General features: G+C 66.0%; 15 protein-coding genes. 10 read left to right on the plus strand and 5 right to left on the minus strand.

The features are described 5' to 3' along the window. Positions 1 to 27 precede the first annotated feature (27 nt). Together gcvPA and gcvPB are read left to right on the plus strand one after the other, a co-directional pair. A complete protein-coding gene (gene gcvPA / locus NMP98_RS02580; protein ID WP_254860006.1) occupies positions 28 to 1356 on the plus strand; it encodes an aminomethyl-transferring glycine dehydrogenase subunit GcvPA in 1329 nt (442 codons plus the stop codon). After that, a complete protein-coding gene (gene gcvPB / locus NMP98_RS02585) occupies positions 1353 to 2786 on the plus strand; it encodes an aminomethyl-transferring glycine dehydrogenase subunit GcvPB (RefSeq protein WP_254860007.1) in 1434 nt (477 codons plus the stop codon). The genes gcvPA and gcvPB overlap by 4 nt, the downstream gene beginning before the upstream one ends. Positions 2787 to 2894: 108 nt before the next feature. On the opposite strand, the gene NMP98_RS02590 is transcribed toward gcvPB, so the two are convergent. Both NMP98_RS02590 and NMP98_RS02595 read right to left on the minus strand, forming a co-directional pair. Next, positions 2895 to 4058 carry a M48 family metallopeptidase gene (locus NMP98_RS02590; protein ID WP_254860008.1) on the minus strand — a complete coding sequence of 388 codons (1164 nt, stop codon included), beginning with the start codon at positions 4056 to 4058 and terminating at the stop codon, positions 2895 to 2897. Between the two features lie 45 nt (positions 4059 to 4103). Then, positions 4104 to 4271: a DUF7838 family putative zinc beta-ribbon protein gene (locus tag NMP98_RS02595; protein ID WP_254860009.1), complete on the minus strand. Its 168-nt coding sequence runs from the start codon at positions 4269 to 4271 to the stop codon at positions 4104 to 4106. 229 nt (positions 4272 to 4500) lie between these two features. Here NMP98_RS02595 and NMP98_RS02600 point away from each other — a divergent pair, with 229 nt between their 5' ends. The 3 genes from NMP98_RS02600 to NMP98_RS02610 are packed head-to-tail and all read left to right on the plus strand — an operon-like array spanning position 4501 to position 6968. Next, positions 4501 to 5649, plus strand: a complete 1149-nt coding sequence (locus NMP98_RS02600) for a thiolase family protein (RefSeq protein WP_254860010.1) — start codon at positions 4501 to 4503, stop codon at positions 5647 to 5649. 48 nt (positions 5650 to 5697) lie between these two features. Further along, entirely contained in the window at positions 5698 to 6006 is a 309-nt protein-coding gene (locus NMP98_RS02605; RefSeq protein ID WP_254860011.1) for a NifU family protein, read from the plus strand. 35 nt (positions 6007 to 6041) lie between these two features. Further along, positions 6042 to 6968, plus strand: coding sequence for a biotin--[acetyl-CoA-carboxylase] ligase (locus tag NMP98_RS02610; protein WP_254860012.1), 927 nt, complete (start codon positions 6042 to 6044; stop codon positions 6966 to 6968). Between the two features lie 29 nt (positions 6969 to 6997). Here NMP98_RS02610 and NMP98_RS02615 read toward each other — a convergent pair whose 3' ends face one another. From NMP98_RS02615 to NMP98_RS02625, 3 genes are all read right to left on the minus strand, one after another. Further along, a complete protein-coding gene (locus tag NMP98_RS02615) occupies positions 6998 to 7504 on the minus strand; it encodes a universal stress protein (RefSeq protein WP_254860013.1) in 507 nt (168 codons plus the stop codon). A gap of 75 nt (positions 7505 to 7579) precedes the next feature. Further along, positions 7580 to 8608, minus strand: a complete 1029-nt coding sequence (locus tag NMP98_RS02620; protein ID WP_254860014.1) for an amidohydrolase family protein — start codon at positions 8606 to 8608, stop codon at positions 7580 to 7582. A gap of 85 nt (positions 8609 to 8693) precedes the next feature. Beyond that, positions 8694 to 9911: an HD domain-containing protein gene (locus NMP98_RS02625; protein ID WP_254860015.1), complete on the minus strand. Its 1218-nt coding sequence runs from the start codon at positions 9909 to 9911 to the stop codon at positions 8694 to 8696. A gap of 193 nt (positions 9912 to 10104) precedes the next feature. Here NMP98_RS02625 and NMP98_RS02630 point away from each other — a divergent pair, with 193 nt between their 5' ends. Genes NMP98_RS02630 through NMP98_RS02650 form a run of 5 tightly spaced genes read left to right on the plus strand, consistent with a single transcriptional unit; the run spans position 10105 to position 14329 of the window. After that, complete coding sequence (locus NMP98_RS02630) at positions 10105 to 11094, plus strand: transcription initiation factor IIB (RefSeq protein WP_254860016.1); 990 nt, start codon at positions 10105 to 10107, stop codon at positions 11092 to 11094. Between the two features lie 37 nt (positions 11095 to 11131). Next, entirely contained in the window at positions 11132 to 12133 is a 1002-nt protein-coding gene (cofD, locus tag NMP98_RS02635; RefSeq protein ID WP_254860017.1) for a 2-phospho-L-lactate transferase, read from the plus strand. Then, the gene (locus NMP98_RS02640) at positions 12133 to 12903 is read left to right on the plus strand and encodes a tRNA-dihydrouridine synthase (protein ID WP_254860018.1); all 771 of its coding nucleotides are present in this window, start codon (positions 12133 to 12135) and stop codon (positions 12901 to 12903) included. The genes cofD and NMP98_RS02640 overlap by 1 nt, the downstream gene beginning before the upstream one ends. After that, positions 12896 to 13729, plus strand: coding sequence for a triphosphoribosyl-dephospho-CoA synthase (locus NMP98_RS02645; protein ID WP_254860019.1), 834 nt, complete (start codon positions 12896 to 12898; stop codon positions 13727 to 13729). The genes NMP98_RS02640 and NMP98_RS02645 overlap by 8 nt, the downstream gene beginning before the upstream one ends. 3 nt (positions 13730 to 13732) lie before the next feature. Beyond that, positions 13733 to 14329, plus strand: coding sequence for a DUF447 domain-containing protein (locus NMP98_RS02650; RefSeq protein WP_254860020.1), 597 nt, complete (start codon positions 13733 to 13735; stop codon positions 14327 to 14329). Positions 14330 to 14333 lie beyond the last annotated feature (4 nt).

Raw genomic sequence — 14333 nt, forward strand, 5'->3', positions numbered from 1 at the left:
CGAAAGACGGTGTACGCTCAGTTTCCCATGACAGCCAACGGTAGCCCCTACGCGCCCCACACGCCGGCCGAGACCGAGGCGATGCTCTCGGCGGTCGGCGTCGACCGCGAGGAGGCACTCTTCGACATTCCCGACGACGTTCGGTTCGACGGCGAGTTCGGTATCGACGCCCGCAGCGAGCGGGCGACACGCGAACTCGTCGAAGACACGCTCGCGAAAAACGACGACCTCGTCGAGTTCCTCGGTCGCGGCCACTACGACCACTACGTCCCCTCGATGGTTGACCACCTCTCGGCGCGCTCGGAGTTCCTGACGAGTTACACCCAGTATCAACCCGAAGTCGCACAGGGGTTCCTCCAAGCGCTGTTCGAGTACCAGTCGATGCTCGTGGAGTTGACCGGTCTGTCGGTCGCCAACTGCTCGATGTACGACGCGGCGACGGCACTCGGCGAGGCCGCGACGCTCGCGGTCCGCGTCCGTGAAACCTCCGGGGACCGCATCGTCGTCCCCGAGACGCTATCTGCGGGCCGCCGCGGTACGCTGGAGAACTACATCGCGGGTCACGACATCACCATCGACACCTATCCGATGGACGACGGCAACGTCGACCGCGAGGTGCTGGCCGAGTCCGTCGACGAGGAGACGCTTCTCGTCTACGCCGAGAACCCGACCGTTCGCGGCACTATCGAGGAAGGCCTCGGTGCGGTCGGCGAACTGGCCGACGACAACGACGCGCTGTTCGTTCTCGGCTCGGACCCGGTCGCACTCGCCTTACTGCAGGAACCGGCCAGCGTCGGCGCGGACGTGGTCGTCGGCGACGCCGCGACGCTCGGCCTCCCCTCGGCCTACGGGATGGGACTCGGTATCTTCGCCTGCCGAGAGGAATTCCTTCGGCAGGTCCCCGGCCGCCTCGTCGGCGCCAGCGAGGACACGACGGGCCACCGCGCCTACACGCTCACTCTCCAGACCCGCGAACAGCACATCCGCAGGGAGCGGGCCACCTCGAATATCTGTACGAATCAGGCGTGGGTCGCCCTCCGGACGGCGATGCACGTCGCGTGGCTCGGCCCCGACGGCCTACTCGACCTCGCGGAGGACTGTGTAACCCTCGCCCGAGACCTCGCCGACCGGCTCAACGACATCCGGGGGGTGAAAGCCCCGGTCCACGACCGCCACCATTTCCGGGAGTTCGTCGTTCGAACGGACCAACCGGCCTCTGCAGTCGCCGCGGACCTCGAATCCGCGGGCTACGCCGTTCACGTCGTGGGCGAACACGAACTGCAGGTCTGCGTGACCGAAACCAACGGGAGAAAAATCGACGGCTTCGTCGCCGCCTTCGAGGAGGCCGCACGATGACCGGCGAGTCGCCGCTCGGCTACAACCAGGCTCGGTGGACCGACGACGAGGACACCTACGAACCGCTGCTCTCCGAGAAGAACACCGAATCGGTCGCCGTCGACTCGGCGCTGCCCGACGACCTCACGCGGGACTCTCTGGAACTGCCGAACCTCTCGGAGCCCGAACTCGCCCGCCACTACACGCGGCTCTCGGAGATGAACTACGGCGTCGAGTCCGGGCCGTTCCCGCTTGGCTCCTGTACGATGAAGTACAACCCGAAGTTCACCGAGGACGTGGCCGCAGTCGCCGACGCGTCGGTCCACCCCGACCGCTCCGAGCAGAGCACGCAGGGAACGCTCGAACTCCAGTACGAACTCCAGCAGTACCTCGGAAAAATCGGTGGGATGGACGCGGTAACGCTACAGCCCCCCGCCGGCGCCGCCGGCGAGTTCGCCGGCATTCTCATCGCGAACGCGTATCACGAATCCCGAGACGACGACCGCAGCGAGGTCCTCATCCCCGATTCGGCTCACGGGACGAACTTCGCGTCGGCGGCGATGGCGGGCTACGACGTGGTGACGCTCCCCTCCGGCGAGGACGGCCGCGTCGACCTCGACGCCCTTGCGGCCGCTCTTTCGGAGGACACCGCCGCGTTGATGCTCACCAACCCGAACACGCTCGGCCTCTTCGAACGGGACATCACCGAAATCAGCGAGATGGTCCACGATGTCGGTGGCCTGTTGTACTACGACGGTGCGAACCTCAACGCCCTGCTCGGCCACGGCCGACCGGGCGACATGGGCTTCGACATCATGCACTACAACGTCCACAAGACGTTCGCGACGCCACACGGCGGCGGCGGCCCCGGAGCGGGACCGGTCGGCGTCGTCGAAGAGTTGGCCGAGTTCCTCCCCGACCCGCACGTCCGCGAATCAGATGACGGGTACGAACTGTACGCTCCCGAGAACTCCATCGGGAAGGTCCACGGCTATCAGGGCAACTGGCTGGTCGCGGTGAAAGCCTACGCCTACATCGCCCGCCTCGGCGACGAGGGACTGGCCGACGCCTCCGCGAAGGCCGTCCTCAACGCCAACTACCTCGCCGAGATGGTCGACTACGAGGTGCCGTTCGGGCCGTTTCATCACGAGTTCGTCGCCTCGGCCGGCGAGCAGGACGCCGCCGACGTGGCGAAACGGATGCTCGACTACGGCGTCCACCCGCCGACGACGAAGTGGCCCGAAATCGTCGGCGAGGCGCTGATGACCGAACCGACCGAAATCGAGAACAAACGGACGCTGGACCAACTCGCCGCAGCGTTCAACGCCGCCCGGGCCGACGACATCGAGACGCTGGAGGCTGCCCCCGAACGGACCGCGGCCCGCCGAATCGACCAGGTGTCGGCCGCGCGGGACCCCCGACTGTCGTGGCAGGCGCTGGACGAAGCGTAACTCATCCGTTTTTTCTCACGCGAAACCGCCGTCCACAGTCGCGACTCTGCGCGAATGAGCCGATTTGCTATCGCAGTATGTCGTTTATGGGTTGGCAGTCATCTGCGCTCAATCCGCCGTTTCGAGGGATTCGGTCCGGTTTCGGAGGTATTTGATGCGTGCTTCGGTAGCGGGGTGTGTTCGGAACGGCCCCGTCGTGATATCAGACGCTGCCGGCGGCAAGATGTCCATGACTGCGACCGAGTGCTCCCACTCGCGGAGGTCGGTTTCCGGGCGCGTTCTGGCGTCGTCGAGCCGACGGAGTGCGCTCGCGAGAGCCGCGGGGTCGCCAGTTAACTCGGCAGCGCCGGCGTCGGCACTCCACTCGCGTCCGCGCGAGAGGATAGCCGTCCCGAGTTGTCCGTACCGCTTCAACAGAAGGAAAACGCCGTTCCAGATGCGGTCCCCGAAGTCGTGGGGTTCATCCTCCATCCACTCGTCGGCCGCGAGTACTGGTCCGAGTGCGGCGCCCATCACCCGACTGTCCCCGTTGGCCAAGTGGCTGATTTCGTGGGCTAAAACTGCCTCAAGTTCGTCTCCAGTAAGCGTCTCCAGCAGTCCCGTCGACACCAAGACGATTGCGTCGTCGGCGTGTCCCACTGTCACGGATTCCGGACGGTCCGTTTCGGTGACGTGGACTGCTGGCTTGGGAACGTCGGCCTGCTGTGCGAGGCGACTGACGGTCGTGGCCACATCGGAGTGGCTCTCTTCGATAGGGCGGCTGTCTTCGGCGAGTGCTTCCCGGAGTCCTCGAACCCGGGCTCGAACGTCCGCGACCGTCACCCACAGCGCGAGAACGACGCCGAGTCCGAACACGACGACGAGACCGACGGCCGTCGACAGGGCGGCCCGTAGCGCTGCGCTCCCCTCGATAAGCGCCAGGTAGAGACACCCGAGCAATCCGACGGTAACGGTCAAGGAGATGGGGGTTGTCGGCGGAATCAGATACTCAGTGTCGGTGTAGTTCCGAACGTAGGACCACCCACGAACACCACCGACTATGGCGGCTATCGCAGCCGACGCGACGGCCCATGCCGGCACGGGGATTGCCGTCGACAGCCGCGGCAGGTCGGCGAGTGCGTCGACGCCTTCGTACACCCACCCGAAAATCGTGAATCCGAGCATCCCACCGAAAATCGAGAGTATAACGGCGAGAACGAGCGATATCGACAGGAGGATACCGAGCGAGACGGCCATTCGGCCGAGAAGCGAGAGGCGCAACCGGAGTTTCATACTATCCAACGCACACACCGAACCGACAAATACTCCGTGCCGAATCTACGCCGAGGCGGAGGTGTCGATGCCGTTGATTGTGACGAAGCCGTAGTCACACTCCGGGCAGTGCCACTTCTTTTTCGTACCGAGGTGGATGCGCATGCTCGCAGCCTTGTAGAACTCCTGGCTCGTCTCACAGACCGGACAGTCGTCTTCCAGCGAGAGGCTCATACATCGGCGTACTCGGGGCGGACAGTTGTAGTTTACTGGTTGGCGGCTCGCATCTGATTGCGGTATTTTCAGTAATAAACCGTATGTGGGGATATCGAACTATGTCGCGTGTGTTCGGGTCGATCCTGAACGAACGGCGGATATTGGCCGAAGTCGCGGCTAACATGAACACGCCTGTCATGGCCACCACAACGCACAAGGGAGACCTTTACCATTGTTAGAGAGACTCATGAGCACACCAGTCATCGTCGACGCCGTCCGAACGCCGTTCGGAAAGCGCGACGGCTCGTTCAGCGACACCCACCCACAGGACCTCGCGGCGGAACCACTACACGCCCTTCGGGAGCGAAACGACTTCGACCCCGAAACCATCGAGGACGTCATCTACGGCTGTGTGACGCCGGTCGACGAGCAGGGGCTCAACATCGCCCGACTGGCGCCGATGGTAGCCGGTTGGGGCGACGGCGTTCCCGGCGTCCAACTGAACCGGATGTGTGGCTCCGGCCAGCAGGCCATCAACTTCGCCGCTGGCCAAATCGCTGCGGGTCACCACGACGTCATCATCGCCGGTGGCGTCGAACACATGACGCGCGTGCCGATGGGGTCGGACGGCAACAGCGTCACGGACACGTACTTCGAGTACTTCGACGAACTCACCACACAGGGTGAGGGTGCCGAGCGCATCGCCGAGAACTACGGCTTCTCCCGGGAGTATCTCGACGAACTCGCCGCCGAGTCCCAATCGCGGTGGGGCGAGGCCGCCAAGGCCGGCCACTACGACGACCAGGTCGTCCCCGTCGAGACGGAACTGGACGACGACTCGGTTACGGTCAAGGAAGACGAACACCCCCGTCCCGGTACGACCGCCGAGAAACTCGCGAACCTCCCGCCGTCGTTCCGCAGCGCCGAGAACGGCTTCCACCACGCCGGCAACTCTTCGGGCATCGTCGATGGCGCGGGCGGGTTGCTCATCGCCAGCGAGGAAGCCGCCGAGGAACACGGCTGGGACCCGATGGCTCGCATCGTCGACAGCCACGTCGTCGGCGTCGACCCCATCACGATGCTCACCGGCCCGATTCCGGCGACTCAGGAGATTCTCGAGCAGAACGACATGAGCATCGACGACATCGACCGCTTCGAAGTCAACGAGGCCTTCGCGGCCGTCGTCGCCGCGTGGCTCGAAGAGACCGGCGCCGACTGGGAGAAGACGAACGTCTGGGGCGGCGCCATCGCCCACGGCCATCCGCTGGGTGCGACCGGGTCCGCGCTCGTCGGCAAACTCCCCTACCAACTCGAGGAGTGCGACGGCCAGTACGGTCTCTCGACGATGTGTATCGGCTTCGGACAGGGCATCGCGACCATCATCGAACGGCTGTAACTCGGAACCGACCCGCATTTTATTGCTGTCGTCTACGTAGTGAGTCCGATGACCACCGTCACAGCCGACGAGAACGACCTTCGGGAGCGCATCATGGCCTTTCTTCGAAAGAACTTCCCGCAGATAGAGATGCACGGCGGCAGCGCAGCGATTCAGCAACTCGACATGGAGGCCGGTAGCGTCACTATCCGTCTCGGCGGCGCGTGTTCGGGGTGTGGCGTCTCGCCGATGACGACGCAGGCGCTGAAGACGCGACTCGTCCAGGAGATACCCGAGATAACCCGGGTCGAGACCGAGACCGGCGACGGTGACGCCGGAACCCCCCGGGGATTCGACGCCGACGACGTGCCGTTCTGAGGGAGGCTTTTATCGCCGGCCATCGAGGGTCGAGTATGCAGGAAACGAGACGACAGGTCCTCGATGCCGTCGGAGACGGTCCGGTCGGCGGGCCGGAACTGGCCGAACGGCTCGAAATATCGCGGGCAGCAGTGTGGAAACACGTCGAAGCGCTCCGCGAGGAGGGGTTCGGAATCGAGAGCAGAGAGGACGGCTACGTTCTCACGTCGGTTCCGGAGTTCGGCGGTGCGGCCGTCGAGTTCGGTCTCGAGGCACCGTTCGACGTTGAGTACCACGACGCCGTCGGGAGTACGAACGACCGCGCCCGGGAGTTGGCGGCCGAGGGTGCGGCCGACATCGCCGTCCTCGCGGACGAACAGACCGGTGCCCGCGGCCGCCTCGAACGAGCGTGGTCGGCGCCGTCGGGCGGTATCTGGCTCAGCATCGTCTGCCGTCCCGACCTCACGCCGGCGCAGGTACCGGTGTACACGTTGGCGGCGGCCGTCGCCACGGCCGAAGCACTCCGCGATGTCGGCGTCGACGCCGGTATCAAGTGGCCCAACGACATCCTCGTCGGCCCCGACGAGAAGAAAATCGTCGGCATTCTCACCGAGATGGAGGGCGAGGCCGACCGCGTCTCGTGGGTCATCTCAGGCATCGGCATCAACGCCAACGTCGACGTAAGCGAGGTTCCCGAAACGGCGACGACGATTCGAAACGAGGTCGGCGACGTGGACCGCGCCGAGTTGACTCGGACGATACTGGAACGGTTCGACGAACTACGGCGGGACCCGGAGGCAATCCTGCCGGCATGGCGTGAACACTCCATCACGCTCGGCCAGCGGGTCCGAGTCGAGACGGCCACCGGAGAGGTGGTCGGGGAGGCCATCGACGTCGAGTTCCCGGGAACGCTCGTCGTCGACACCGAAGCGGGTGAGAAACGCGTGTCGGCGGGCGACTGTGAACACCTCCGGCCAGTCTGAACTCCCCGTTCCGGCGAGGTGATCCGACGCTACCTGAGGACTTCCGAGACGGCGGGGTCGGCCGCGAATGGGCGTTCGTCGGTGGTCTCTTCGGGCAGGGGTTCCTCGATATCACCGACACGGACGGTCAACACCGGCACCTCAGAGCCGCGGACGACCCGTTCGGCGACGCTGCCGAGTAGGAGTCGGTTGAGTCCGCCCCGTCCGTGGGTACCCATGACGACGAGGTCGCACCGGTTATCACGGGCGTATTTGACGATTTCTTTGCTCGGTGGTCCCTCGGCCATCGCGGTGGCGGTTTCGGCTTCCCGGAGACGTTTCTCGGCGTTGCGAAGCGCGGCCTCCCCCTCTTCGCGGAGCATCGAGGTGACGCTCTCCCAGGAAGTCTCCATCGGGAGGCTCGCGAACCCGGCGGTGTCGACGACGTAGAGGAAGTGAACCTCGGCATCGTGGGCCTCCGACAGTTCCGACGCGTGGTCGATTACTCGGTCCATGCCGCCCGACCCGTCAGTCGGAACGAGAATTCGATTGTACATTGTCACCACACCACACGAACAATGGCGGCACCCGCACAAACCCTTTTCGACCGTTCACGGACGACTCTGAATCGCTTACGCGCTGTCTCGGGGCGTGACGACGTTCTTCACGTCGTCGACGCCGGCGCGACGAACCACCGCCCGAACCGGGTCGCGGGCGCCGGTGAGGTTGTCCGAGTCACCGTCGAGAACGAACAGTCGGGCCTCCCGGCCGGGTTCGATGACGCCGCAGTTCAGCCCCGCGATGTCGGCGCCGGCGGCCGTCGCCATCCGCAGCACTTCGGGCGCGGTCACGTCACACAGTTTCGCGGTGAACTCCATCTCTCGGAACATCGACGGACTGTTGAGCATCACGTTGTCGGTGCCGAGTGCGACCGACGTACGTTCCAGGAGGTCCGAGACTGGTGGCACGCCCACGTCGGTGACGAGGTTCGACCGCGGACAGACGACGACCGGCGTCTCGCTATCTTCCAGCCGTTCGAGGTGCATCTCCCCGGCGTACACCATGTGGACGACGAAGTCGGGGTCGAGGTCCAAAGCGGGATTGATGTCGTGGGGGTCTCGCTCGCCGGCGTGGATGCCGAAGGGTTTCTCCGCGTGCAGGGTAGCGTTGCGCTCCGCGGAGAAATCCGCATCGCGGGCGCCGCTGGCACCGTAGCCGTCGGCTACCTCCAACACCTCGATTTCCTCGCGGCCGAAGACGAACGGTTCGATGTCGAGGCGTGCCGTCGCATCGAGCAGCGCGTGAACGCCGTCGACGCCGCCCTCTCGGAACTCGAGAAACGCCGTCGTTCCGCTCGATTCCATGAACGACAGCGAGCGACGCATCGCCTCAACCAACTCCTCCCGTGTTGCGTCCTCAAGCAGTCGGTGCTTGAGGCCGTCCGGCGGCGCGACGAGGTCGTCCAACGAGAGGCCGCGACCGGCCTCTTTGGCGATGGAGTCGCCGATGTGCGTGTGCGCGTTGACGAACGCCGGACAGATGATGTCCGTCGAGGCCGTCTCGACCTCCTCGATGGCCGTTATTTCGCCGTCCTCGACGACGACGCGGCCCTCGACCGGTTCGTAGTCGGCTCCGGCGAGTATCGTCCCCGACAGTTCCATGTCTCCCTCTGTGGCGGCCTCCGATAAAAACAGGCCCGTTATCCGATTACTTCTTTTCCCGGCGGGAATCGACGTCTGGGCACCGTTAGAACTCGTCTAGGGTCGTGTTGATGCTCTTCCGTACGTCGACGACCAAGGCGTCGAGGTCGAGTCCGAGGACCTCCTCGGTGGCCTGCCCGACGCGGTCGGTCGCTTCCTCGGGCGCATAGACGCCGAGACGCCACTGCTCGTGTTGGGCGCGGCGGAGCGCACTCACCAGCGTCGACTGCGTTCCGAGTTGTCGCACCTCGCCGCTGACGACGACGCGACTCGTCGATTCGCGCATCCCCGGTCGAGGGGGAACGTCGAGCACGACCCAGTCGGGGTCGACGTTCGCGTGGTCGGCGATGTCCCGCTCGAGGGCCACGATTTCCTCGTGGTCGGCGTCGACGATGTCGTCGGGAACGTCCCGCAACTCAGCCCACACCGCCCGTTTGTACAGGTCCCGGTCGTCGAGTCGTCGTGCGAACTCGGCTGATTCCGAACAGTCCCGGAGGGCGACGGTGAGGTCGCGGTCGTCCATCCGACGGACCGTCTCGGCGTCGGCGGCGCCCGACGACAGAAGCGCCTCGGTGGCCCGCCGCAGCATCGCCTTCGAGATTCGCGCGACGTGGTGGTTGTACACGACGGGATTCATCAGCGCACGGGCGAGCAGCAGCGATTCAGCGGTCTGGACGTTGCCGTCGGCGAGTACGAGTTCGCCGTCGACGAACCGCAACTCCCGGACCAGTCGCCCCGTGTCGATGGTGCCGTAGGGAACGCCGGTGTGGTGGGCATCCCGGATGAGGTAGTCCATCCGGTCGACGTCGAGTTCTCCGGAGACCAACTGGCCGAACTCGCCGTCGCCGGCGACGAGCGCGGCGACCCTCGTGGGGTCTATGTCGTGAAGCGCAAGGGTGCGAGCGACTTCGCCGCCCGTCAGGAGGTCTTCGACCTCGTCGTGGAACTTCCCGGTGTGGCGGGCGACGAGTCCCTCGATGTTGTGGCTGAAGGGGCTGTGGCCGATGTCGTGGAGGATGGCGGCGGCACGAACTCGCTCGGCCCGTTTGCCTTCGATACCGAGATGGTCGAGCGCGCGCGTGGCGAGGTGATAGACGCCGAGTGAGTGTTCGAAGCGGGTGTGGTTGGCGCTCGGGTAGACGAGTTCGACGGTGCCGAGTTGTTTGATGCGCCGGAGGCGCTGGACGGCTGGGGTGTCGAGGAGGTCCTCGGCAACCCCCTCGACGGCGATGTGGTCGTGGACGCTGTCCTTTATGGTCGCCATTACGCCCGCGTTCGGCGGCATCAGTTAAAAACCGTCGTGCGGCGTTCGGGTCCGTCGGTGGCCGTCGAACGGCGAAATTGGGTGAGAATTCGGAAAATCCTCTTGAAACGGTACGGGGTAGTTCCGATACCACCAGTGCGTGCGGGAATCACCGGAGAACGGGCGTTCGAGTGAACGGCGCTGGATTCCGACAATGAGCAACACGAACACGCGAACGGACATCGAGCGGGGAACCGAAGCAGTCGAATCACCGACCGAACGCCGCACGGCCGATTCACGGGAACGCACGGAGGCCTGTCCGGAGTGTGACGGTCGGCTCGAATCGGCGGCCGATACGGGCGAAACTGTTTGTAGCGAGTGTGGGCTGGTCGTCGAGGAGGACGAAATCGACCGCGGGCCGGAGTGGCGCGCCTTCGACTCTGCCGAGCGCGACCGGAAGTCCCGCGTCGGCGCGCCGACGACGAAGATGATGCACGACGAGGGGCTGTCGACGAACATCGGTTGGCAGGACAAAGACGCCTACGGCAACTCCCTGTCGAGTCGTCAGCGCCAGAAGATGCAACGCCTGCGGACGTGGAACGAGCGGTTCCGCACGCGGGATTCGAAGGAACGCAATCTCAAGCAGGCGCTCGGTGAAATCGACCGCATGGCCTCGGCGCTGGGCCTCCCCGAAAACGTCCGCGAAACTGCCAGCGTCATCTACCGACGGGCACTTGACGAGGACTTGCTTCCCGGCCGCTCTATCGAAGGCGTCGCCGCCTCGGCGCTGTACGCCGCCGCCCGACAGGCCAAGACGCCTCGCAGTCTCGACGAAATCGAGCGCGTCTCACGCGTCGGTCGCAGCGAAATCTCCCGCACTTACCGGTACGTCGTCCGCGAGTTGAAACTGGAAATCCAGCCCGCAGACCCCAAGAGTTACATCCCGCGGTTCGGCAGCGAACTCGGCGTCGACGAGGCAGTCGAACGCCGCGCTCGGGACCTACTCGACAGTGCCGCGGCCGCCGGCATCGTCTCGGGAAAGTCGCCGGTCGGCCTCGCTGCCGCCGCCGTGTACGCCGCGGCCTTGCTCTGCAATCAGAAGGTCACACAAAACGAGGTCAGCGAGGTTAGCGACATCTCCGAGGTCACCATTCGCAACCGGTACAAACAGATTCTGCGGGCCGCCGACGTGACCGTCGGCTAACGGTCAGATACAAACCCGTCGGCACGCAAGCCGACGTATGGTTACGTTCCTCGCGGGCGGGACGGGAACGCCGAAACTCCTTGACGGCGGTGACGGCGTCTTCGACCCCGCCGAGACGCCCGTCGTCGCCAACACCGGCGACGACGTGGAGTTGGGCGGCCTGCTGGTCTGTCCCGACGTGGACACGACGCTGTTCGCCGAGAGCGGCCGTCTCGACCGCGAGACGTGGTGGGGTATCGAAGACGACACGACGGAAACCCACGATGAGCTACAGGCCCTCGCCGACGCGGCCGGCCTCGATTCGGGGCCGCGATACCTCCCTGATTCCGCACAGACGGCCGGTCGGGACATCGCACGCTGGCGGCGCTTCTCCGGCGTCGATGAGTTCATGGAGTTGGGTGACCGCGACCGCGCACTCCACATCACTCGGACGGGACTGCTCGACGAAGGCCGGACGCTGACCGAGGCGACGCGGACGCTTGCCGAGGCCCTCGACGTCGAACGCCCCGTTTTCCCGATGAGCGACGACCCCGTCGCCACCATCGTCCACACCGACGAAGGACCGATGCACTTCCAGGAGTTCTGGGTTCACCGACGCGCCGAACCCGCAGTCGAGTCCGTCGAGTTCCGCGGCGCCGAGACGGCGAGCGCCACGTCGGCAGTCCGTGATGCACTCGACGCCCCGGTCGTCGTCGGTCCCTCGAACCCGGTGACGAGCATCGGCCCGATGCTCGCAATCGATGGGATTCGCGAGGCGCTCGAATCGACACCGGTCGTCGCCGTCTCCCCGTTCGTCGAAGACGAGGTGTTCTCCGGGCCCGCCGGCAAACTGATGGCGGCGACCGGCTCGGACCCCTCCACCGCCGGCGTCGCCGAGGCCTACCCCTTCGTCGACGCCTTCGTTCTCGACGCCGACGACGGAACCGGCCTCGACCGCCCGGTCGTCCGGACCGACACGACGCTCGACGACCCTGCCGACGGCGAACGCGTGTGCCGCGCCGTCCGTGAGGCCATCGAACGCGTCGGAGGGATTGTCTGATGTTCAGGCCCCGTCTCGCCGCCGCGTCGCTGTCCGGCCAATCCGACGCCGCGTGGGCGAAGCAGGCTGCGCCCCACGTCGGCTGTGTCTTCCTCGGCGGCGTCGCCCTCGATGAGGCGACGCGCAGCGCCGCCCGAGACCTCCGCGACCGCGACCGCGAGGAGTTCCTGCCGGCGGACCCGATTGCGTTCGTCGACGACCAACTCACCGCGCTCGATGCTGTCGGCGTGCTGCCGGGATTCAACGTCCGCAGCGCGACGCTGGACCCCATCGCCGAGGCGGCGGCAGTCTGTGCCGACCACGACGCGCTCCTCGAAATCAACGCCCACTGCCGGCAGACGGAGATGTGTGCCGCCGGCGCGGGCGAATCGCTGCTCCGAAACGGGAGCCAACTCTGCGAGCAGGTCAGCGTGGCAGCCGACGCCGGCGCGACCGTGAGCGTGAAGGTCAGAACTGAGGTTTCGGGTGTCGAACTGCCGGCCCTTTCGGCGCGACTCGTTGACGCGGGCGCGGACGTAATCCACGTCGATGCGATGGATAGCGAGTCGGTCGTCGGCGATGTCGTCGAGGCGGCCCCGGTGGCGTTCGTCGTGGCGAACAACGGCGTTCGGGACCGCGAGACGGTTTTCGAGTACCTCGAATACGGCGCGGATGCGGTGTCGGTCGGTCGCCCCTCGACGGACCCGGCAGTCCTCCGACGGGTCCGGGAGGCAGTCGAGGCGTACTTCCCCGACACACGGTCGGGAGCGGAGGTGTCGCCGGATGCGTGACGCGGCCGAGAACGGTCAACTCGCGTTGTTGTTGGAGGTCTCGGGAACGCCGAAACCGGGCAACGTCGACCGCCACCGCGACTACGACGACCTGCGGTTCGAGCAGTTCCTCGCGGGCGCCGTCGGCTCGTTTCGCGGCCTCCGGATGGCCGCCGACGGCGCGGCACTTGGCCGGTCCTTCGAGCGCGCCGTCGCGGGGATGGCCGAACAATCCGGCGGCAACACCCAGTTCGGTGCGCTCCTGATGTTGACGCCGCTCGTTCGGGCGGCCGCGACCGACCGACTCTCCCCGGTGGGGACTGCCGATATCGTCGAAGCGACCACCATCGACGACGCCTGCGATTTCTACCGGGCGTTCGACCACGTCGACGTGGCGGTCGACGACCTCCCCGAGGATGCCGACGCGCTCGACGTACGCCGCGGGAGCGACGCCACGGAGACACTCCGGGAACGCGAAACGACGCTGTACGACGTGATGGAACTCTCGGCTGGCGTCGACGGCGTCGCCGCGGAGTGGACGAACGGATTCGAGCGCAGTTTCGAGGCCGCGCAGTGGCTGCTGGACGACGATGGCCCCATCTACCGACGCGCCTCGCGGGCCTTCATCCGACTGCTCGCCGAGGAACCTGACACCTTCGTCGTCACACGAAACGGCGAAGCCGCCGCCGAAGAGGCGACCGAGCGGGCGAAGGCCGTCCTCGATGGCAGCGAAGACGGCGAAGAACTGGCCGAGGAGTTCCGGGACCGCGACATCAACCCCGGTACGACGGCCGACCTCACCGCTGCCGCGCTGTTCGTCGCGCTGGAGCGAGGCATGGAGGTGTGAGCGATGGGCGAAAACGGAGACGCCGCCGAGTGGCCGGTCGAGTTACGCGGCGTCACCGAATCGGTCGTGACGACGCTCGGGCCGAACGGCCGCTGGAACGTCGCCGCGCTCGGGCTGTTCGAACCGACCGATAGAAACGGTGTCACCGCCCGGACGTGGGGCCGAACGCGGACGTGGCGGAACTTCACCGAACGCGAAGGCGGGTACGTGCAGTTCACCCGCGACCCGGTCGATTTCGTCGACGCGGCGTGTTCGATTCGCGAGGAAGACGACCCGGTTCTCGACAGCGCCGACGCGTGGGTTCGGGTCGAGGTCGACGCCGTCGAGGAAGGAGTCGAGGGCGACACCCAATGGGTCGAGTGGGCGCTTTCCCCCGTCGAATCGGAAATCGAGCGGCGCGTCGTTCCCACGACGAACCGCGGCTACTACGCCGTCGTCGAGGCGACGGTCGCCGCCTCACGGTTGGACGTGCCGAGTTACGACGACGAGACGCTTCGGGAGCGGTTGGCGTACTTCGCCGATGTCGTCGAGCGATGCGGTGGCGAGCGAGAGCGGGCGGCGTTCGACCGCCTGCGAGCACACACCGACATCTCTGTGTGACGCC

This window comes from Natronomonas gomsonensis (assembly GCF_024300825.1).
In the GTDB taxonomy this organism is placed as follows: Archaea; Halobacteriota; Halobacteria; order Halobacteriales; family Haloarculaceae; genus Natronomonas; species Natronomonas gomsonensis.